General features: G+C 59.8%; 16 protein-coding genes. 9 read left to right on the plus strand and 7 right to left on the minus strand.

Translation table 11 applies throughout. The annotated features are described in order from the left end of the window. Positions 1–9: 9 nt before the first annotated feature. Both ACIQUH_RS16660 and ACIQUH_RS16665 read right to left on the minus strand, forming a co-directional pair. On the minus strand, positions 10–492 hold the full coding sequence (locus ACIQUH_RS16660; RefSeq protein ID WP_400817015.1) for a class I SAM-dependent methyltransferase: 483 nt from the start codon (positions 490–492) through the stop codon (positions 10–12). A 4-nt stretch (positions 493–496) separates the two neighbouring features. Further along, positions 497–1,837, minus strand: a complete 1,341-nt coding sequence (locus ACIQUH_RS16665; protein ID WP_400817017.1) for a nucleotide sugar dehydrogenase — start codon at positions 1,835–1,837, stop codon at positions 497–499. A gap of 127 nt (positions 1,838–1,964) precedes the next feature. On the opposite strand from ACIQUH_RS16665, the gene ACIQUH_RS16670 reads away from it, so the two are divergent. Together ACIQUH_RS16670 and ACIQUH_RS16675 are read left to right on the plus strand one after the other, a co-directional pair. Continuing rightward, a complete protein-coding gene (locus ACIQUH_RS16670) occupies positions 1,965–3,062 on the plus strand; it encodes a glycosyltransferase family 4 protein (protein WP_400817019.1) in 1,098 nt (365 codons plus the stop codon). Then, positions 3,059–3,802 (plus strand): polysaccharide deacetylase family protein, encoded by a 744-nt coding sequence (locus ACIQUH_RS16675; protein WP_400817021.1) that lies wholly within the window; start codon positions 3,059–3,061, stop codon positions 3,800–3,802. Before ACIQUH_RS16670 ends, ACIQUH_RS16675 begins: the two co-directional genes overlap by 4 nt. On the opposite strand, the gene ACIQUH_RS16680 is transcribed toward ACIQUH_RS16675, so the two are convergent. Next, positions 3,794–4,756 (minus strand): glycosyltransferase family 32 protein, encoded by a 963-nt coding sequence (locus ACIQUH_RS16680; RefSeq protein ID WP_400817023.1) that lies wholly within the window; start codon positions 4,754–4,756, stop codon positions 3,794–3,796. The two genes, ACIQUH_RS16675 and ACIQUH_RS16680, sit on opposite strands and share 9 nt — an antisense overlap. A gap of 211 nt (positions 4,757–4,967) precedes the next feature. Between ACIQUH_RS16680 and ACIQUH_RS16685 the strand changes: the two genes are divergently transcribed. From ACIQUH_RS16685 to ACIQUH_RS16715, 7 genes are all read left to right on the plus strand, one after another. Continuing rightward, positions 4,968–6,860, plus strand: coding sequence for an ABC transporter ATP-binding protein (locus ACIQUH_RS16685; RefSeq protein ID WP_400817025.1), 1,893 nt, complete (start codon positions 4,968–4,970; stop codon positions 6,858–6,860). Then, the gene (locus tag ACIQUH_RS16690) at positions 6,857–8,758 is read left to right on the plus strand and encodes an ABC transporter substrate-binding protein (RefSeq protein ID WP_400817027.1); all 1,902 of its coding nucleotides are present in this window, start codon (positions 6,857–6,859) and stop codon (positions 8,756–8,758) included. The genes ACIQUH_RS16685 and ACIQUH_RS16690 overlap by 4 nt, the downstream gene beginning before the upstream one ends. Position 8,759: 1 nt before the next feature. Next, positions 8,760–9,758: an ABC transporter permease gene (locus tag ACIQUH_RS16695; protein WP_400817029.1), complete on the plus strand. Its 999-nt coding sequence runs from the start codon at positions 8,760–8,762 to the stop codon at positions 9,756–9,758. Beyond that, positions 9,755–10,930, plus strand: a complete 1,176-nt coding sequence (locus ACIQUH_RS16700) for an ABC transporter permease (RefSeq protein ID WP_065656984.1) — start codon at positions 9,755–9,757, stop codon at positions 10,928–10,930. The genes ACIQUH_RS16695 and ACIQUH_RS16700 overlap by 4 nt, the downstream gene beginning before the upstream one ends. Positions 10,931–11,002: 72 nt before the next feature. Beyond that, positions 11,003–12,211: a glycosyltransferase family protein gene (locus ACIQUH_RS16705; RefSeq protein WP_400817032.1), complete on the plus strand. Its 1,209-nt coding sequence runs from the start codon at positions 11,003–11,005 to the stop codon at positions 12,209–12,211. Positions 12,212–12,254: 43 nt separating this feature from the next. After that, positions 12,255–13,502: a glycosyltransferase gene (locus tag ACIQUH_RS16710; protein ID WP_400817034.1), complete on the plus strand. Its 1,248-nt coding sequence runs from the start codon at positions 12,255–12,257 to the stop codon at positions 13,500–13,502. Next, positions 13,499–14,650 (plus strand): glycosyltransferase family protein, encoded by a 1,152-nt coding sequence (locus ACIQUH_RS16715; RefSeq protein ID WP_400817036.1) that lies wholly within the window; start codon positions 13,499–13,501, stop codon positions 14,648–14,650. Before ACIQUH_RS16710 ends, ACIQUH_RS16715 begins: the two co-directional genes overlap by 4 nt. Here ACIQUH_RS16715 and ACIQUH_RS16720 read toward each other — a convergent pair. The 4 genes from ACIQUH_RS16720 to ACIQUH_RS16735 all read right to left on the minus strand — a co-directional run bounded on the left by ACIQUH_RS16720 (position 14,616) and on the right by ACIQUH_RS16735 (position 20,016). After that, the gene (locus ACIQUH_RS16720) at positions 14,616–15,356 is read right to left on the minus strand and encodes a copper homeostasis protein CutC (RefSeq protein WP_400817038.1); all 741 of its coding nucleotides are present in this window, start codon (positions 15,354–15,356) and stop codon (positions 14,616–14,618) included. The two genes, ACIQUH_RS16715 and ACIQUH_RS16720, sit on opposite strands and share 35 nt — an antisense overlap. Positions 15,357–15,382: 26 nt before the next feature. After that, positions 15,383–16,588 carry an MFS transporter gene (locus ACIQUH_RS16725; protein ID WP_400817040.1) on the minus strand — a complete coding sequence of 402 codons (1,206 nt, stop codon included), beginning with the start codon at positions 16,586–16,588 and terminating at the stop codon, positions 15,383–15,385. Between the two features lie 62 nt (positions 16,589–16,650). Next, positions 16,651–18,084 carry a M81 family metallopeptidase gene (locus ACIQUH_RS16730; protein WP_400817042.1) on the minus strand — a complete coding sequence of 478 codons (1,434 nt, stop codon included), beginning with the start codon at positions 18,082–18,084 and terminating at the stop codon, positions 16,651–16,653. A 12-nt stretch (positions 18,085–18,096) separates the two neighbouring features. Then, the gene (locus tag ACIQUH_RS16735) at positions 18,097–20,016 is read right to left on the minus strand and encodes a beta-N-acetylhexosaminidase (RefSeq protein WP_400817044.1); all 1,920 of its coding nucleotides are present in this window, start codon (positions 20,014–20,016) and stop codon (positions 18,097–18,099) included. Positions 20,017–20,019 lie beyond the last annotated feature (3 nt).

Consider the following 20,019-nt stretch of genomic DNA (forward strand, 5'->3'; position numbering starts at 1 on the left):
CAACCGACTTCAAATCTTGCAATAGAGAAAATAGCGGTCCGTCGGTACGCTTGCCGGCACCGGCAGCGGTTTCAGCATGGAATGATCCAGAGGCAGGCCGCTGACCGCGATGCCGCCTTTCGCCAGCATACCCGCAGCAAGATCGGGCAGCCATGTGAGGGTGACCGCATCCTTTTCCGGATAGCCCGTGCCGATATCGGCATGCACGAACGCCGCTTCCGTGCCGACGAAAGCCGGAGCGGTTTGCGATATTTCGCCGATCACCAGATCCTCCTGCGCCGGAACGGAGGAGGCATGGGCACCCATGGCCCTGTCGAAAGCGATGATGCGGCGGTTGGGGAACAGCTCCCGCAGGTGATTGAAAGTGCGCCCGTTTCCAAGGCCGATTTCCATAAGCGCCCCTTCGCCCGGCAGATCGAGATCGGTTGCGACATGGTTGAGAATATCCCGCTGCGCGGTCAGACGGCGAATGAAACTATCGAGTCGGCTCATGTTATCAGGCCTTGATGATGTGTTTTGCGGAAATATCCCGACGCGCGAAGACATTGCGTGTGTCGATGATAAGCGGCGCCCATTCGCTTAGAGCAGCATAATCGACATTGTCATGGTCGGTGGCAACGAGAACGGCGTCGAAGGCGCCGATCGCCTGTCTGTCCCATGATACGGATTTCATCCCCATCAGGTGGCTATATTCCCGGGTTTTCGGGATTTCGGCCACGTGGGGATCGAAATAGGCCGCTTCGCCGCCACGCTCCTGAATAAGCTCGATGAGCTTCAGCGAGGGGCTTTCGCGAATGTCAGGCACATTCTTTTTATAGGCGAGACCGACGACCAGCACCTTCGAACGGCTGAGCGCCTTGCCGGAATGAATATCGAGCGCCTCTGCGACCCGCCCGACGACATGGCGCGGCATGCCGGTATTGATTTCACCGGCGAGTTCGATGAACCGCGTCGGCAATTCATATTCGCGTGATTTCCAGGTGAGGTAGAAAGGGTCGATCGGTATGCAATGGCCGCCAAGACCCGGGCCGGGATAAAACGGCATGAAACCGAACGGCTTGGTCTTCGCCGCATCGATCACTTCCCATATATCGATACCCATGGCCTCGTAAACGACCTTGAGTTCGTTGACCAGCGCGATATTGACGGCGCGGAAGACGTTTTCGGTGATTTTCACCGCCTCGGCCGTGGCATTGGTCGAAACCGGAACAATCTTTTTGACCACCGAACCGTAAAAGGCCGCCATCAGCTTACCTGCCGCCTCGCCATCGCCGGCAACGACCTTCGGAATGGTCGAGGTCTCAAAATCGCGATTGCCGGGATCTTCCCGTTCGGGCGAAAAGCCGATGAAGAAATCGACACCGGAGACGAGCCCGGTGCTTTCCAGAATGGTCTTCACCACCCCGTCCGTCGTGCCGGGATAGGTGGTCGATTCCAGAACCACGAGTTGTCCCTTGCGCAGATGGGCGGCAATATCGCGACAGGTCTTTTCGACATAAGACAGGTCCGGCTCGCGATATTTCGTCAGGGGCGTGGGCACGCAGATGGCAATGACATCGCATTCGGCAAGCCTGGAGAAATCCGAGGTGGCGACAAAGCCGTCATCCTGTCTCACACTTGCCAACACCTCATCCGAGACGGCCTCGATGTAGCTGCGCCCGGCCTCGATAGCGGTAATTTTACCGGGATCGATATCGAAGCCGACAACCTTGAAACCGCCTTTGGCGATTGTCATGGCAAGCGGCAGACCGACATAGCCGAGGCCAATCACCCCCGCTTTGGCGCTTTTGTTTTCGATGCTGGAAAGCAGGGTTTTGGAAATGTCTGAGGAAGTCAAAGCGTGTCACGCTCCGCGCATGTGCAAAAGATGCCTTTCAGTTGGGCAAGAATGACGGACCTGTCAAGGCTCGGCCCTTTCAAATTCCGGTTGACGCCCGCGCCACCGGCGACGCACAACCATCGCCATGAAGATCGCCTTTTATTCGCCGCTCAAATCGCCCAACCATCCCGTTCCCTCCGGTGACCGGCTGATGGCCCGCCTGTTGATGAAAGCGATGACGATGGGCGGTCACGATGTTTCCGTCGCCTCGCAACTGCGCAGTTTTCTGAAACAGGCGGGTGACCCGGCAAGGGCCTTGCTCGCCGATGAGGCCGAGCGCGAAATCGAGACCATCACGCGGCGCTGGCGACGCGACGGCGTGCCGGATCTCTGGTTTTGTTACCACCCCTACTACAAGGCCCCGGATTTGCTCGGACCGGAACTGGGCAGACGTTTCGGCATCCCCTATGTCACCGCCGAAGCGTCCTATTCGCCCAAGCGGAATGGGATGGGCTGGCAGGCGGTTCAGGACGGTTTGCTGGCCGCATTGAACGCCGCCGCCATCAATATCTGCTTCACCGCGCGGGATCGTGAAGGGCTGGTGCGTGCCTCTCCCGCCCTTCGTTGGGCGATGTTGCGGCCCTTCATCGACGCCGAGGCCTTTCTCAGAAACACACCCCGACCGACACCTGCAAGGCTCATCACCGTCGCCATGATGCGGCCGGGTGACAAGCTCGACAGCTATCGCGCCCTTTCTGAAGCGCTCACCCTGTTGCCGCAGAATCTCGACTGGGCGCTCGATATCGTCGGTGACGGACCGGAACGCGCGGCCGTGCAGGCCATGTTCGGCGTGTTTCCCAATCACCGTCTCGTCTGGCACGGGGAAAAAACCGCGGCCGAGATCGCAATGCTTCTTTCAAAAGCCTCTCTCTATGTCTGGCCGGGCCATGGCGAGGCCTATGGTCTCGCCTATCTCGAAGCGCAGGCCGCCGGCCTGCCCGTCGTGGCCGAAGAAGTGGCCGGCGTCCCCGAAGTGGTAAAATCCGGCGCCACAGGATTACTGACACCAGAAAATGATAGAGCCGCCTATGCCGATGCGATTAACACCCTGCTCGGCAACGACAGACAGCGCGAAGAACTGGCACGGGCGGCCCGGCAATTCGTCAGGAACGAACGGTCTCTGGAAAACGCCGCGAAAGAACTGAACCATATCCTGCTGCAAGCAAAGGCGCGAACATCATGAGTCTGGAAAAACTCGTTGCGGCACTGGACGACTGCGGGCGGCGCGGCATATCCGCCGATCTCTGGCTCCGGGACGACGATGCCGTGGAGCCGACACCAGCGCTCGACACGCTGCTCGATCTTTGCGGCGGCTTTTCCGTTCCGGTCACGCTCGCGGTCATTCCCGAGACAACGACAGGCAGGCTCGCGCAGCATCTGGATGAGTCTGATATCGCCCAGGTCGCCGTCCATGGCTGGTCCCATACGAATTATGCCGGCGAGAAGGAAAAGAAACAGGAACTCGGATCGCATCGCGATCCGGCCGTCGTTCTCGATGAATTGCAATCCGGACTGGATAAACTCCATGACTTACATGGCGGACGTTTGGTGCCAATGCTCGTGCCGCCGTGGAACCGCATAGATGCCGGTATCGTGAAGGCACTGGCGGGCCTTGGATATCGCGCCCTCTCCGTTTTCGGACCGGAGAAAACCACCCTGCCGCCCTGCCTGAACACCCATGTCGATGTGATAGACTGGCACGGCAGCCGCGGCGGCCGCGACGACAACGTGCTTTTCGCCGAAACCGCCACCCGCATCCTGAGCGCCGCCGAAAACGGCGGCACGACCGGCATCCTCACCCACCATCTCGTGCATGACGACAATGTCTGGCGCTTTCTGGGACGACTTTTCGAGGTGACCGCCAAGCATCCGGCCGCTCGCTGGCGTTCTTCGAAAGACCTGGTCGAGGACATCTCACCATGATTTCCAGGCAATCAGCAGCCCGCTCGCCTCAGTGGAAAGTTTCCGCCTGACCGCTTCTACCGTCTCAAAGGGGGCGCGGTCGGGAAGGGACGCGGCAACGAACCCCGCCGGCGCGAGGCTGATGCTGCCAGCCCGGGCGACGATGGTGAAGATCAAAGGACCGGTCGACCACCAGGCGGGCGCACGCGGCATGTCTTCGATAATCCCGGGAAAGGCTTCCAGCATCCTGCTGAAAACCGGATGCCCGGCAGGCGCAGCGATGAAGGAATTGGCAAGCAGCATGCTGCCCTGCCCCGTGTCCCGCGGCGTCTTTTCGTCAAACGCCGTCAACCCCGCCAGAGGCAGGAATGTATCGAAGCTCGCATCGTCCCGCGCCGGATACCAGTCGCAGTCGAGATAGATGCCGCCAAACCGCTCCAGCAGGATATAACGGGCCACATCCACCGCACCCGGATAATCGCCCTTGTCCAGCATGGTTTTGAAGACGCCGTTCGAAAACACCCCTTCCCGCTCAAGATCGGCCTCCCGCCAGAGCCGATAGTCGTAACCATGCTTCGAAGCGTGGGCGGCCCATGCCTCAACCGACACCGGCGGGGCTTTTTCCCCGATCCATATCTGGTGGATGAGCCTTGGCACATCCTCACGACTCTTGAGGCTGATCGTGCGACGTTCTTCCTTGGAAAACCGCGCATATTTCTCCAGCACCTGCGGGGGTGGAACAAGCGTATATTGATAACCGATCTTGGCGACCATATCGCCCTCGGCCTTGGCGAGGCGCAGCCGTGCCGCATGCAGCCGGCGCGGCAGGCCGAGCACCGTTCGCTCACCCATCAGGTGGCCGTCCTTTGCTGCAACCAGCGATAAGAGAAGCGCATTGGCTTCCGCATATTGGCCGCCATTTTGCAACTGCCGGGCTTTATCCAGCTGGGCATCATAATATTTCTTGTCGGACATGGATCCTCATCCAGAAACGCTCGTTAACATATCGCCAAACAAAAGGCGTCAGGCAAGCCATCGTGTTTCGGAAGCCGGCTTTGAATTTGCTAAACAATTCGATGTTTCAGAGGCATAGACAGACAACAAACCCTGCGATAACGTGAATTTAAGCCCTCCTGAACAAATTGTCACAAGGCAACGATAAAGAGACGGCAAGGAACCCTTTGGCATGAGCGCAGGCGCAGATTTGCTCCGTATTGAAAATCTGCGGGTCTCGTTTTCTCTCATGGGCGGCACCATCGATGCCGTCAGGGGCACCAGCCTTCGCATTCTTCCGGGAAAAGTCACGGCTCTCGTCGGCGAGTCCGGCTCCGGAAAATCCGTCATCGGCCAGACCATCATGGGCATTCATCCCAAGACGGCGCGCGTGAACGGTCGCGTGCTGTTTACCGATCCGGAAAATGCCGCAGCCCGCCCCGTCGATCTGCTGCAACTGCCGAAGGACGGCCGGGAAATCCGTTCGATACGCGGAAACCGCATCGGCCTGATTTTTCAGGAGCCGATGACATCTTTCTCGCCGCTGCACACCGTCGGCAACCAGATCGACGAGGCGCTCAGGATTCACAGCATCCTGTCGCCTGCCGAACGTGCGGAAAAAATGTATGAAACGCTCGACCTCGTGGGGTTTTCCAAACCCAGGAAGGTCGTGAACATGTATCCCTTCGAATTGTCGGGCGGCATGCGCCAGCGCGCCATGATCGCCATGGCGCTGATCTGTCGTCCAGCACTTCTGATCGCCGACGAGCCGACGACGGCGCTGGATGTGACCATACAGGCGCAAATCCTCAAGCTCTTGCGCGATCTCCAGAGCCGCCTGAACATGAGCATGCTGCTCATCACCCACGATCTCGGCGTGGTGGCCAACATCGCCGACGAGGTAGCCGTGATCTATCAGGGCGAAATCATGGAGGCCGGCACGGTCGACGACATCTTCAAGTCGCCGAGCCACCCCTATCTCAAGGGCCTGATGGCCGCCGTGCCGCATTTCGACATGAAGCCCGGCGAAAGGCTGAAGGCGCTGCGCGAAATCAACATTGACCACGAAAGCCTCGTTGGCAAGAAAACCGCAGCCGTGAACAAGACCCCCGGCCCGCTTCTGACCGTGGACAATATCAGCAAGACCTTCACGACCCGAAAGTCCAGCTGGTTTCGCAAAGGTGACGCCAACGCCACCAAGGCGGTCAACAGCGTCAGTTTTGAAATTCGCCGCGGCGAATGCCTCGGGCTGGTGGGCGAAAGCGGCAGCGGCAAGACCACCGTCAGCAAAATCCTCATGCGCGCCGTTCGCCCGGATGAAGGCTCGGTGACCTTTCACCGGCCTGAGGGCGACATCGACGTCCTCAATGCCAGGGACGGAGACCTCAAGGAGCTGCGGTCGAAGATACAGATGGTCTTTCAGGACCCGATATCGTCGCTGTCTCCACGCATGACCGTGGGCAACATCCTGAGCGAGCCGCTGGAAATCCACGGACGGGGCGATGCGAAATACCGCGCGGAGAAAGTGCGCAATCTCGTTAGGGCCATCGGGCTTGGAGAAAGCGCGCTGAACCGTTACCCGCACAGTTTTTCGGGCGGCCAGAGGCAGCGTATCGGCATTGCCAGGGCATTGGCGCTCGGTCCCGAGCTTGTCATCTGCGACGAACCCGTTTCCGCTCTCGACGTCTCCGTGCAGGCGCAAATCCTCAATCTGCTGAAGGATTTGCAGCAGGACCTCGGGCTCACCTATCTCTTCATTTCGCACAATCTCGCGGTGGTGGACTATATGGCCGACCGCGTGGCCGTGATGTGCGAGGGCCGTATCGTGGAACTGGCGCCGCGCGAAATCCTGATGCGTTCTCCGGTTCACCCCTATACCAAATCCTTGCTGGCGGCCGTGCCTTTCCCAGATCTCGACCGTCCGCTCGATTTCCGCACCATCGGCAAGATCAGCGCGACGGGCAAATTCGACTGGGGCAAACAGTTTCGCGACGAGGGTGATGGCGACATGATTTCCGCCGATCTCGGCGAAGGCCATTTCGTCCTTGCAAACGGCAACGCCGATATCCGGGAGCTTCGCCCTTGATCACGCGTCGCACCACCCTTGCCCTCCTGGCCTCCGTCTTCCTGCCGGCCTATGCCCGCGCCGCCTATACCGACCCCACCTATTTCAAGGAAAAACGCGAAAAGGGCGAGTTGCCCGACGTGGCCGAACGCCTGCCGAAAAACCCGCGCGTCATCGACATGAAAGCGCTTGGTCGGGAGCCGGGAAACCATGGCGGCTCGGTACGCATGCTCATTGGCGGCCAGCGCGATATCAGGCTCATGCCGATCAGCAGCTATGCCCGCCTTGTCGGCTATGACGAGAAATTCGAGCTTCATCCGGATATTCTCGAAAGCTACGACGTAGAGGAAGAACGCATCTTCACCTTCAAGCTGCGCGAAGGCCACAAATGGTCCGACGGCAGCGATTTCACCTCCGAGGATTTTCGCTATTTCTGGGAGGACGTCGCCCTCAACAGGGAAATCCACAAGGGCGGCCCGCCGATCGAACTTCTGGTCAACAGCAAGCCGCCGCTGATCGAGGTCGTTGACCCGTTGACGGTGCGCTACACCTGGGATGGTCCGAACCCGGATTTTCTGGCGAAACTCGCCGCCGCTTCGCCGGCGCGCCTATTTTTGCCCGCCGCCTATATGAAACAGTTCCACGTCAAATATCAGACGCCGGAAAAGCTTGCCAAGCTGATCAAGAAAAACAAGACGGATGACTGGAGCGGGCTGCATATCAAGATGTCGCGGCAGGTGCGTCCTGAAAATCCCGACCTGCCGACGCTGGATGCCTGGCGCAACACCACCGCGCCGCCGGCCGAACAATTCGTCTTCGAGCGTAACCCCTATTATCACCGGGTCGACGAAAACGGCCTGCAACTGCCCTATCTCGATCGTTTCCTGCTCAACGTCACCTCGTCCGACATCATCTCGGCCAAGACGGCGTCCGGCGACAGCGATCTGCAATATTTCGGCCTCGATTTCGCCGATTACACCTTTTTGAAGGATGCCGAAAAGCGCTTTCCCCTGAAGGTGAACCTCTACAAGCGCTCTCAGGGGTCGCGCATTGCGCTGCTGCCCAACCTCAATTGCGCCGACCCGGTCTGGCGCAGCGCTTTCCAGGATGTCCGCGTGCGCCGGGCGCTGTCGCTCGCGATAAACCGGCACGAAATCAACATGGTCTGCTTTTACGGGCTGGCAAAGGAAAGCGCCGATACCGTTCTGCCGGAAAGCCCGCTTTACCGGCAGGAATTTGCGGACGCCTGGAGCGCCTTCGACCGGGCGGCAGCCAACAGGCTGCTTGATGAAGCCGGTCTCGACAAGCGCGACAATGCCGGCCTTCGGCTCCTGCCGGATGGTCGTCCGGCCTATATCATCGTCGAAACGACAGGCGAGAGCACGCTCGAAACCGACGTGATGGAACTGGTGACGGATCACTGGCGGCATATCGGCATTGCCGTTTCCGTCCGCCCCACCCAGCGCGATGTCTTCCGCAAACGCGCCATGGGCGGCGAGGTGCTGATGTCGGTATGGATGGGCATGGACAATGGCGTGCCGACGCCGGACATGCTGCCTTCCGGCCTCGCGCCCACCGGTGATGACCAGCTGCAATGGCCGGTCTGGGGCGTGCATTATCTTTCCGGCGGACGCGAGGGCAAGGAGCCCGATCTGCCGGAGGCGGCGCATCTGCTCGATCTCCTAAAAAAATGGCGCAGAAGCGTCACCGAACAGGAGCGCGAAGCCATCTGGCTGGAAATGCTCGGTATTTACACGCAGCAGGTATTTTCGATCGGCATCGTCAATGGCGCGCTGCAACCCGTCGTCCATGTCAAACGCATGCGAAACGTGCCGGACAAGGCGCTTTTCGGTTACGAGCCCACATCCTATCTCGGCGTCTATATGCCGGATAGCTTCTGGTATGACGGAGACGCCTGATATGCTGCGGTATATTGTAAAGCGCATCCTCGTAATGATCCCCACGCTGATCCTGATCTCGATGCTTGTTTTCACCATCATCGAGCTACCACCAGGCGATTATTTCGAAAGTTACGTCGCCGAGCTGCGCGCCATGGGCGAAACGGCGAACCTTGCCGAAATCGAGGAACTGCGCGTCCGCTACGGTTTCGACCAGCCGGCCCCGATCCGTTATTTCCGCTGGGCGACCGGCATGCTGGTCGGTGACTTCGGTTATTCCTTCGAATATCAGCTGCCGGTCAGCGATGTGGTGGGAGACCGCCTCTGGCTGACGGTTCTTGTCTCCTTCGTCACCATCATCGTCACCTGGATCCTTGCCTTTCCGATCGGCATCTATTCCGCCACGCATAAATACAGCTGGGGTGACTACGGGCTCACCTTTCTCGGCCTGCTCGGCATCGCCATTCCCAACTTCATGCTGGCGCTGATCCTGATGTATTTCGCCAATATCTGGTTCGGCATCTCCATCGGCCATCTGATGGACCGGGAATATCTGAACCAGGCGATGAGCTGGGCAAAGTTCAAATCGATCCTCGAACATATCTGGATTCCCGTTCTCATCATCGGAACGGCGGGCACCGCCGGCATGATCCGCCGCCTGCGCGCCAATCTACTGGATGAATTGCAGAAACAATATGTCGTCACAGCCCGCGCCAAAGGGCTGCACCCCTTCAAGGTGCTCACCAAATATCCGCTGCGCATGGCGCTGAATTTCTTCATCTCGGACATCGGCTCGATCCTGCCCGCCATCATATCAGGCGCGGAAATCACCGCCGTCGTCCTGTCGCTCGAAACCACCGGCCCCATGCTCATCCGGGCGTTACAGAGCCAGGATATGTATCTGGCCGGTTCGTTCCTGATGTTCCTCGCATTCCTGACGGTGATCGGCGTTCTGGTGTCGGATATCGCCCTTGCCATACTCGATCCGCGCATCCGCTTCGGAGGTGGTAACGTCAAATGACTTCATCCATTCCGAAACCCGGCGAAGCGCTGCCACATTATGTCTCCACCGCACCGTTCGACCCGTCGCTGATCGAACCCAACACGTCGGGAATGGCGGCCTTCAGCAAGGCCTCACAGCTCCGCCTCATGTGGTGGCAGTTCCGTCAGCACAAGATCGCGGTATGGTCCGGCGCCTTTCTGGTGGTGCTTTATCTTTCGATCCTGATCAGCGAGTTTCTCGCGCCCTATAATCTCCACACCCGCAATATCGAACATATCTACGCCCCGCCGCAGGCCATTCACCTGTTCAATGACGGAAAATTTGTCGGCCCCTTCGTTTATGGCCGGGAAATGACGCTCGACATGGACAATCTGCGGCGCGTCTATCGGGATGTGCCGACGGATATCCAGCCGCTGCGTTTCTTCTGCAAGGGCGATACCTATCGTTTCTGGGGCATGTTCGAGGGCAGAACCCATCTCGTCTGCCCGGCGGAGGGCGGTGAATTGTTCCTGCTCGGCACGGATCGTCTCGGCCGTGACGTGCTGTCTCGCATCATCTATGGCGCGCGCATTTCGCTGACCATCGGCCTCCTCGGCGTCGCCATGAGCTTCGTTCTCGGCATTGTGATCGGCGGTCTGGCGGGTTATCGCGGCGGCACCTTCGACCTGATCGTCCAGCGCATCATCGAGGTGCTGCAATCCATCCCGAGCATTCCGTTATGGCTGGCGCTTGCGGCAATCATGCCGGTGACCTGGAGCCCCATCCTCGTCTATCTCGGCATCACCATCATTCTCGGCATGCTGGACTGGACGGGCCTTGCGCGCGCCGTGCGCTCAAAACTTCTGGCGCTTCGCGAAGAAGACTATGTTTTATCTGCACAATTGATGGGTGCCGGCACGCCGCGCATCATCGGCAGGCACCTTATTCCCGGCTTCATGTCGCATCTCATCGCCTCGGCCACCCTGACGATACCCGGCATGATTCTCGGCGAAACCGCACTGAGCTTCCTTGGCCTCGGTCTCAGGCCACCGATCACAAGTTGGGGAATTCTGCTCACGGAGGCGCGCAGCGTCAGCGTCATTGCGCTATATCCATGGCTTCTCATCCCGACGATCCCGGTCGTTCTCGTCATTCTGGCCTTTAATTTCTTCGGTGACGGACTACGTGATGCTGCGGATCCCTTCAGATAAAATGGAACACCCTTTGATAAACTGCCCTTCCGCCATCGCCTTTTTTGTGAAAGGCAAAAAGAGGTGTGGCCCATGACCTCCCGTTTGAACGACGCGCGTATCCTCATGTACAGCCATGATTCCTTCGGGCTCGGGCATCTGCGGCGGTGTCGCACCATCGCGCATGCTCTGGTGGAGGATTATCGCGGCCTCAACGTCCTCATCATTTCAGGCGCGACGATTGCCGGCGCTTTCGATTACCGCGCCCGCGTCGATTTCGTGAAAATCCCGAGCGTCATCAAGCTGCGCAACGGCGAATATACGTCCATGGACAGGCATATCGATCTTCAGGAAACGCTGAAGATGCGCCGCTCCATCATCTACCACACAGCCGAAAGCTTCCAGCCTGACATCTTCATCGTCGACAAGGAGCCCATGGGCCTGCGCGGCGAGGTGGAGGAAACGCTCGCCTATCTCAAGGGACAGGGCACCAAGCTCGTCATAGGCCTGCGCGACGTCATGGATGCGCCGCAGCTGCTCGAGGCCGAGTGGAAGCGCAACAATGTCATGACCAAGATCGGCCAGTTCTATGACCATGTCTGGGTCTACGGCCCGCCGGATTTCCACGATCCACTGACGGGGCTCGACGTTCCGCAGACCGTGCGCGACAAGATGGATTTCGTGGGCTTTCTGCAACGATCCAAAACGCAGGCCGAAACCGTGGCGCATCGGCCGGAAGGCGATTATCTTCTCATCACCACCGGCGGCGGCGGCGATGGCAGTGAACTTATCGACGATGTCATCAATGCCTATCGCCATGATCCGGAACTGACGCACAAGGCGCTTGTCGTGCTCGGCCCCTATATGCCCGCCGATCAGCGTCAGCGCTTCATGAGCAGCGTTGCCGATATTCCCCATATCGAGATCATTGAATTCGACAACCGCATGGAAGATCTCGTCGCCGGCGCGCAGGCCGTCGTCTCCATGGGCGGATACAACACCGTCTGCGAGATATTGTCCTTCGACAAGCCCGCCCTCGTCGTGCCCCGCACGGTGCCGCGGGAAGAGCAGCTCATCCGCGCCAGCCGCGCTTCGGAGCTTGGCCTTTTCGACATGCTTCTGCCGGAAGATGCCGAAAACCCGGCAAAAATGGCGGCAGCTCTGAAAGCGCTGCCGAACCGCGCTCCGCCTTCCGTCAATGCGCGCGGGCTGAAGCTCGACGGTCTGGAAAACATATCGCGCCGGATCGCCGAATGGCTGCCGCCCGAGGGCGACAAGGCGCCGATCACGCTGACCGCGTGACAGGCGCCCCGACAAACACCGCTTCAAAAGAGACACGCGCAACGTGACCGATACAAAAAAAATCGTGGTGCTCCTCAAGGGCTATCCGCGCCTGTCCGAGACTTTCATCGCCCAGGAGCTTCTGGGGCTGGAAAAGGCCGGGCTGAAACTCGAACTCATGTCGATGCGCCGGCCGACGGATAAAAAACGCCATCCCGTTCACGATGAAATCCGCGCGCCCGTCACATACCTGCCGGAATATCTGCACGAGGAGCCGTTGCGGGTTTTGAAGGCGCTCTGGGCCTGCCGCAAAAAGCCGGGCTTCACCAAAGCGCTTCGCCAGTTTTTCAGCGATCTGCCGCATGATCTCAGCCGCAACCGCTTCCGCCGTTTTGGCCAGGCGGCGGTGCTCGCGCATGAATGGCCTGAAGATGCCGAATGGCTGCATGTCCATTTCATCCACACACCGGCCTCGGTCGCCGCCTATACCCACCTCATGACAGGCACGCCCTGGACGATTTCGGCCCATGCCAAGGATATCTGGACCTCCAGCGACCGCGACCTTGCCGCAAAGCTGCAAAGCGCGCGCTGGGCCGTGACCTGCACCGCTGGCGGCTTTCGGCATCTGCAGAGCCTTTCCGGGGCCAGACAGAATGTGCATCTGAGCTATCATGGCCTCGATCTCACCCGTTTCCCGCATTTCGACACGCCGCGCCCGGCAAGAGATGGTTCAGATGCCGATGATCCGGTGAGGATTTTAAGCGTCGGCCGGGCGGTCAAGAAAAAGGGCATCGATATTCTCCTGCGCGCGCTCGCCTCGCTGCCGCAGGATATCCATTGGCGTTTCACCCATATCGGCGGCGGTGACGAACTGGTTGCGCTGAAGAAACTCGCGGACGAACTCGGCATTGCCGACAGGATCGTCTGGACCGGGGCCATGGACCAGAAACAGGTGCTGGAGAACTACCGGGAAGCGGACCTCTTCGCCCTTGCCTGCCGCATCACCAGCGATGGCGACCGGGACGGCCTTCCCAATGTGCTGGTCGAGGCCGCGAGCCAGGCGCTGACCTGCATCTCCACCAATATCTCAGGCATTCCGGAATTCTTCGTCAGTGGTGAAAACGGCCTGCTGACCGAGCCGGAAAATCCGGCCGCCTTTGCAGAAGCACTTCGCGCCGCGATCACCGATCCGCAATTGCGCCAGCGTCTGGGCGCTGCCGCCGAAGACCGCGTCCGAACGGCTTTCGACCATCGCACCAGCATTGCCGAGTTGAAGGCCCTGTTCGAGACCGAGTGGGAAAAAACGCCATGACCGATCCGGAAAAACGCCCCTGCGTCTTCTTCTACGTCCAGCATCTTCTCGGCATCGGCCATATCGCCCGCGCCAGCCGTATTGCCAGCGCCCTTCAGGCGGACGGTTTCGATGTCGTGCTGGTGACCGGCGGCACGCCGGTTCCGGGCTTTCCGGGCGAGGGCATCCGCCATGTCGAATTGCCGCCCATTGCCGTCAGCGACGGCAGCTTTGCCGGTCTGGTCGACAGTTCCGGCAAACCGGTGGATGACGACTTCAGGAGGCTTAGGACCGATATGCTGATCGGCGCCTATCACGGTGCCAAACCCGATATCGTTATCATCGAGGCTTTTCCTTTCGGCCGCAGGCAGGTGCGCTTCGAATTGTTGCCGCTTCTCGATGAGATCGAGGATAGCGAACCGCGCCCGCTCGTGATGACATCATTGCGTGATATCCTGCAGGAAAAGACCAAGCCCGGCAGGGACGAAGAGACCGTGTCCCTGGTGAAGAAACATTTCGACGCAGTGCTCGTGCACGGCGATCCCGATTTCGCCCGGCTGGAAGACACGTTTCCGCTTGCCGGCGAGATCAGCCAGCGCATCGTCTATACCGGCCTCGTCGCTCCCCTTCCGCCGCCGGAACCGGCGGAAAAATTCGATATCGTGGTTTCCGCAGGCGGGGGCGCCGTCGGTGCCGCACTCATTCGGGCTGCTCTTGAGGCGGCCCCTCTCCTTGATGGCATCAGGAACTGGTGCCTCGTGACCGGTCCAAACATGCCGCAGGCGGATTTCGATGCGATCTCGGCAGAGGCGCCGGACAATGTATCCGTCTTCCGTTTCCGCAAGGATTTCGCAAGTCTGCTCGCCGGCGCACGGCTTTCGGTGTCACAGGCGGGTTACAATACAGTCTGCGATATTCTTCAGGCCAGATGCCGCTCGCTTCTAGTTCCCTTCGCAGCCGGTGGCGAAACAGAGCAAAGCGCCCGCGCCGAACGCCTGACGCGGCTGGGGCTGGCGAATGTGCTGGAGGAGAAGGACATTTCGGCGCAGCCGATGGCCGATGCCATCAAGACGGCGCTGGCCTTGCCGGCACCCGGCAAGATCACGCTCGATCTCGACGGCGCGGCCGGAACGGCTAGAGTTCTGCGCCGCCTTTTTGATGAGCGGTGAGAATTGTCTTCAAGTCGCGAACCGCCGCCTCATCGGTAACCTTGCGCCCCGCGCCGGTGAAACCGAGCTTCGCCACCCTGCTATCCGGATCGTAGGATGGAACGGCGGAGCAGGATGCGTGAATCTCCGTGATCGGAAAGCGATCCAGCAAGGTCTGGACGCTCTGCGGACGCACACCGGCACCGGGCATGATGACGATCCGCCCTTCGGCAATCTCCGACAGGCGTGCCAGAGCCTCCATCCCCTCAAACGCCGAACGCGCACCACCGGAGGTGAGAATTCTTGGGAACCCCAACGCGATGGCGGCTTCCAGGGCCTCTTCCATGTCGGGTACGACATCGAACGCCCGGTGCAAGGTCACATCCAGCCCGTCGGCATGACTGAGCAGTTCTTCAAGCAAGCCGATATCGAGCGAACCATCGCCACGCGATGCGCCGAGCACCACGCCGGAAAGGCCGGCGGCCCGTGCCGTGTCGATATCGCGTTTCATCACATCCGCTTCGTCGCGCGTGAACACGAAATCACCCGCCCGCGGCCTGATCATGACGCTCACCGGCAGCCCACAGGACGCCGCCCGTTGCATGAAACCCGCCGATGGCGTGACACCGCCGCCCGACAGCGCCGCGCAGAGCTCGATGCGGTCGGCGCCGCCATTGACCGCCGCTTCCAGACCGGCGACGTCGTCCACGCAAATTTCGAGAATCATCGTAACCTCTTTCATTTGGGTGGCCGTTACCTGCGGCGGCCCTTTCCATCAAGCGCGTAAAGCATATAAACGCCGCCAAGCCCCACGATCGCTCCCAATATTGAAGTCCCCGAATAGGTGGAGACCAGGGTTCCAACGGCAAAAATCAACGCACCCAGACCAGCGCCGAGGAAGATATTGACGGCAATCAGCGAGCTTCCCAGTCCCGGCCGGTCCGCGATCAGTTCCTGCAGATAGGTAATGGGAATGCTGATGATCGCCGCGGCACCCAGCGCACTGATGACCGTCTGCGCGTAGATATGCCACGGCGCGGAAGCAAGCCCCTGCAGGATGAGATAGATGGCATAAAGCCCCGCTCCCGCCGCAAGTGTCAGTGTCTGCGGAACCTTCTTCTCGATCCAGCCCCATAGAAGAATGAAGACGATTTCCAGCGCAGCGACGATACCCGCAACAATACCGATATCCGCCACAGTGCCCTTTGCCTGTCCGGTTATGATGAGCGAGCGCACGGAATCGTTGAGGTGCAGCATCGAACAGATGAGCGCAATGGCGATGACCCTGAGCAGCACCCGCCGCGATCCGATTTCCGCAAGCGAGGCACGCAGGCCGAAACGCGCTTCGGTCTTCGCAGATGCCGGCGTGGCGGCCCGTGGCAGGCAGAAGGCGACGAGCAGAAAGCAGACGAGCGCGCAGATGCCCGAAAACAGGAATGCCATCAGCATATTGCCGGAATTCACCAGAAAAATACCGACAATGCCCGGCACCAGCACCCAGGAAAGCGAGATCGTCGCCCGCATGATCGAATTCACCGCGATCATGTCGCCCGTTGAAAGGTTGCGCGCATCGGCACGCACATGCGCGAAGATCAACGAATTCATCGCCCCGAAAATCGGCAGGAGCACGAGCTTTGCGGCGACAAAGGCGGTAGCGTTGCCGGCCAGATAGACCAGCATATAACCGCTGACACCGAAGAGCGCGATATAGAGCATCGGCTTGCGATATTCACCCAGCCTGTCGGCGACGATGCCCATCAAGACACTGGCGCTGACATTGATGACGGCGGCAAACAGCATCAGCAGGGAATAGACGCTGTTGCTGAGACCGATTTCACGAATGCCGATGACCGCCTGATAGGGCGCGGTCGCCGCATTCGAAAATCCGAAGAACAGGATGGCGAGCGCCCCGATGCGGATCGACGGATTGTTGATGACGATGGAAAGAGCCGACGGCATGGATATTCGCCTGAGATGATCCGGCACCGCCGGATCGCTGGATAGGAGCTACCGGACCGCCGTCATCGCCAGCGGGCCGAAAGGATAGGTTTGGGGCTATAGTCGAAATGCGGCTTCCAGGGGTAAAAATCGCCGTCCCGGCGGCGATTTGGAAGGTTTTCGATATCCTGATTGATGACCCCTTCCGTCAGCGCCATGAGGTTGGGATTGGCGATCGGCGCAAGCTCCGGTGAAAGATAACCTGACTTGACGACCAGCAGCCGCACGTCCTTTGGATTAAAGCCGAGACGGGTGAAATCGGAAATCATGTGATAAGGCCTGCGCCGCGCCGCCAGAATGACCGTGATGCCGCCGGTGGAGACCACCGCCTGCCGCTGAGCGGCCGCACCTGGATCGTCCAGTTTCAGAACCTTGGCTTCGACGGTGACGGAAGGGCTCTGCGGATCGAGACTGCCGCCGATCTTCAGGGAAAGGCTCGCACCTTCGCCGGCTGCAAAACAGGCTTCGACCGCCGGCTTGTCGGTGATGCCGCCCAGCAGCGCACCCTGCCAGTTGCGCGCAATCAGTGCAGCCAAAACATCGGCGCGATCTCCAACCCCGCCTCCCGTCGGATTGTCGCCCGAGTCGGCAAGGATGACCGGCCGGCTTGCGGTTTTTTCCGCAATATCCAGAATGACCTCAAGCGGCTCGGTCACGGGGCCGAAACGAAAATCCCGCCGGGCATTCCAGTAGGATTGTGCGATCTTGGTCGCGACAGCTTGCGCTGCCGCTTTATCCGTTCCCGTCACCACGGCGCAGGCCGTTGCGCGTGGCTCGTCCGCCCAGACGTAACCGATCATGAAATTCGCATCCCATATGCCGGGTCGGGCATCATAGTCAGGCAGAACCGCATAGAGACTTTGGGCCGGTTCATCTTCCGTTGACGTCTTTTCACCCGGCAGCAGAACGGGAATTTTCGCCCAGGCCACGCCCGGCTTTTCACCGGTTTTCAGGGCTCTCAACAACATCGTCCACGCCCGCACCATCGTCTCGCGCACGTCGATATGCGGCGCCGTTCGATAGCCGGCAAATATATCCAGCTGATCGATGATCGTCTGGCTGACATTGCCATGCAGATCATAGCTCGCAGAGACCACGACATCCGTTCCGACCACGGCGCGGGCACTGGAAATCCAGTCCCCTTCAGCATCGTCCATACCTTCGACATTCATCGCGCCATGCATGGCAAGGTAAAGTCCGTCGAGCGGCAGACACGCCGTAAGGCGTTCGAGAAACTCAGCCTTGAACGCCTCATAGGTCACGCGCGACACCGGGCCGCCCGGCACCGCCCGCGCATGCAGAAGCGGCAATACGTCCGCCCCGCCTTCGCCGAGGAAGTTAAAATATTCGGCCTCCAGAAGCTCCGCACCGCGAAAGACGCGAAAATCCTCCTGCTCCATCAGAACAGGGGAATAGGTGCTGCATTCGGTATGAATTCCGCCAACGGCAATACGCATGTCGCCCTCCCCTCAATAAACCGGGCTAAGGGGAACGATGGCGGAAAAGCGCAGCCAGTCCTTCTGGGCCTTTGGCGTCCACGCCGCCTCGGCAATGGCCGGCAGCCTCGGGAAAACCAGATGGTTGAAATAGGCGCGGTTGAGGAAATGTTCAGACCAGATGCAGGCCTGAACGCCCTTCATCCGCTCCTTCAATTCTTCTGGAAAGTCACCGACAGCTTCATAAGCATAGGTGTGCGACGGCGGAACCGTGCCGGCCCAGCTTGCGCCGGGCTCCTGCCAAGCTTCGTCCTGCACCATGTCGAGATAATAGGCCTGACCCGGCGTCATCACCACATCATAACCCTGCTTAGCAAGCTCAAGCCCGACTTCCGGCTTCTGCCATGCCATCAGCAATGTTCCGGCCGGATCGACACCGCCACCATGGGAAACCTCATCCCAGCCGGCAAGCTGGCGGCCGCGCTCATGCAGCATCGTCTGAATACGTTTCATGAAATAGGACTGAATGCCGAAGGTGCCGTCCAGCCCTTCCTTGTCCATCAGCGCCTTGGCGAGGGGCGAGGCGAGCCACGAGCCATCTGCAACCTCGTCGCCGCCGATATGGATGAGCCGCGACGGGAACAGCTCCACCATCTCATCGAAGATCTTGCCGAGGAATTCATAGGTCGGCTCGATGGCCGGGTTGAGCGCATTATTGGGATATCCCTGCACCGAACGATAGCTGTCCGGTGCTTCCTGCCCGTCCGTCAACTCCGGATAGGCAACAAGAGCCGCGGTGCTGTGACCGGGAATATCCACCTCCGGCACGATTTCGACATTCAACGCCGCCGCATGCGCCACGACCAGACGCACATCATCCTGCGTGTAATAGCCGGAAACCGGTTCCGCACCATTACCGAGCTGCGGCAGAAGCGGCGCATCCGGCCCGCGCGTCGCGCCAACGGTGGTCAGCAGCGGATAGGCCTTGATTTCGAGACGCCACGCCTCATCATCCGTCAGGTGCCAATGGAAGCGGTTCATGCGCAGCCATGCGAGAATATCGATCAGCCGCAGCACATCATCGGTTGGATAAAATTGCCGCGAAACATCCAGATGGCAGCCGCGCCAGCTGTAACGCGGCGCATCGCTGATCGTGCCGGAGGCCGGGAAACGGAACTTCGGATCGATACGTACGCCATGCAGCAGCTGCGCCAGAACCGTCAGGCCATATTGTAGGCCGGCAGCGGCCGAATATTCCACGGTGACAGCGTTGTTGGAGAAGGTGATGCGATAACCTTCCGCTTCCAGCCCGCTATGCTGCTTGAAATGCAACGGTTTTCCCTCATGCACCGGTGCAAGGCTGAAAGGCATATGCCCGACGGCAAAGAGCCTGCGGAACAGCGACAGCACTGTTTCCACCGCAAGCACTTCCTCCGCCCTGGCGTCTTCCGTCGGGAAAAGTGCGACGGGAAAGCCCTCGCCCGGCTCAGCATCGATTTCAGCGGGCCAGGGCTGGATGGCGAAGGGCAGATCGAGCTTGCCTTCGGGAAGCAGCACCGGCGCCGGCTCGCTGTGGCGCCCATCCAGCATCAGGTCACCCACATCCACGGCGCGATGTGTGCCATCGGCAAGGCTGACATAGGCGGATTTCGCGCCATCCGTGCGATGCCGGGCGGGTCTCAACAGGCCATCGACGGTGAAGCGCCAGGATTTGCCCGGCTCCAGCACGAAACCGGACGGAGGGGCAAATTCATGGAAATTGGCGTTGCGGCGCAGATAGATGGCATTGCCGCACACCGGTTTGTCCACTGTTCGTGTCAGCGACGTATAGACGATGCGAAAATCCTTTAGCGGTTCGCGGGAAAGATTGACCAGCGTGAAGGTGAAGCCGCCGGATGCGGACTCTGCGAGCGGATGCCATGAATTTTCGAGACGATAGTGTGCGAGCGCCATGAT

Origin of the sequence: Agrobacterium sp. NPDC090283, from assembly GCF_044769685.1 — a bacterium.
Classification (GTDB): domain Bacteria; phylum Pseudomonadota; class Alphaproteobacteria; order Rhizobiales; family Rhizobiaceae; genus Agrobacterium.

Bases quoted from the DNA above. Each gene is read 5' to 3' on its own strand.
- ACIQUH_RS16730 (WP_400817042.1), bottom strand. From the start codon at position 18,084: ATGCGTATTGCCGTTGGCGGAATTCATACCGAATGCAGCACCTATTCC.
- ACIQUH_RS16725 (WP_400817040.1), bottom strand. From the start codon at position 16,588: ATGCCGTCGGCTCTTTCCATCGTCATCAACAATCCGTCGATCCGCATC.
- ACIQUH_RS16675 (WP_400817021.1), top strand. From the start codon at position 3,059: ATGAGTCTGGAAAAACTCGTTGCGGCACTGGACGACTGCGGGCGGCGC.
- ACIQUH_RS16715 (WP_400817036.1), top strand. From the start codon at position 13,499: ATGACCGATCCGGAAAAACGCCCCTGCGTCTTCTTCTACGTCCAGCAT.
- ACIQUH_RS16735 (WP_400817044.1), bottom strand. From the start codon at position 20,016: ATGGCGCTCGCACACTATCGTCTCGAAAATTCATGGCATCCGCTCGCA.
- ACIQUH_RS16700 (WP_065656984.1), top strand. From the start codon at position 9,755: ATGACTTCATCCATTCCGAAACCCGGCGAAGCGCTGCCACATTATGTC.
- ACIQUH_RS16685 (WP_400817025.1), top strand. From the start codon at position 4,968: ATGAGCGCAGGCGCAGATTTGCTCCGTATTGAAAATCTGCGGGTCTCG.
- ACIQUH_RS16670 (WP_400817019.1), top strand. From the start codon at position 1,965: ATGAAGATCGCCTTTTATTCGCCGCTCAAATCGCCCAACCATCCCGTT.
- ACIQUH_RS16720 (WP_400817038.1), bottom strand. From the start codon at position 15,356: ATGATTCTCGAAATTTGCGTGGACGACGTCGCCGGTCTGGAAGCGGCG.
- ACIQUH_RS16660 (WP_400817015.1), bottom strand. From the start codon at position 492: ATGAGCCGACTCGATAGTTTCATTCGCCGTCTGACCGCGCAGCGGGAT.
- ACIQUH_RS16680 (WP_400817023.1), bottom strand. From the start codon at position 4,756: ATGTCCGACAAGAAATATTATGATGCCCAGCTGGATAAAGCCCGGCAG.
- ACIQUH_RS16695 (WP_400817029.1), top strand. From the start codon at position 8,760: ATGCTGCGGTATATTGTAAAGCGCATCCTCGTAATGATCCCCACGCTG.
- ACIQUH_RS16705 (WP_400817032.1), top strand. From the start codon at position 11,003: ATGACCTCCCGTTTGAACGACGCGCGTATCCTCATGTACAGCCATGAT.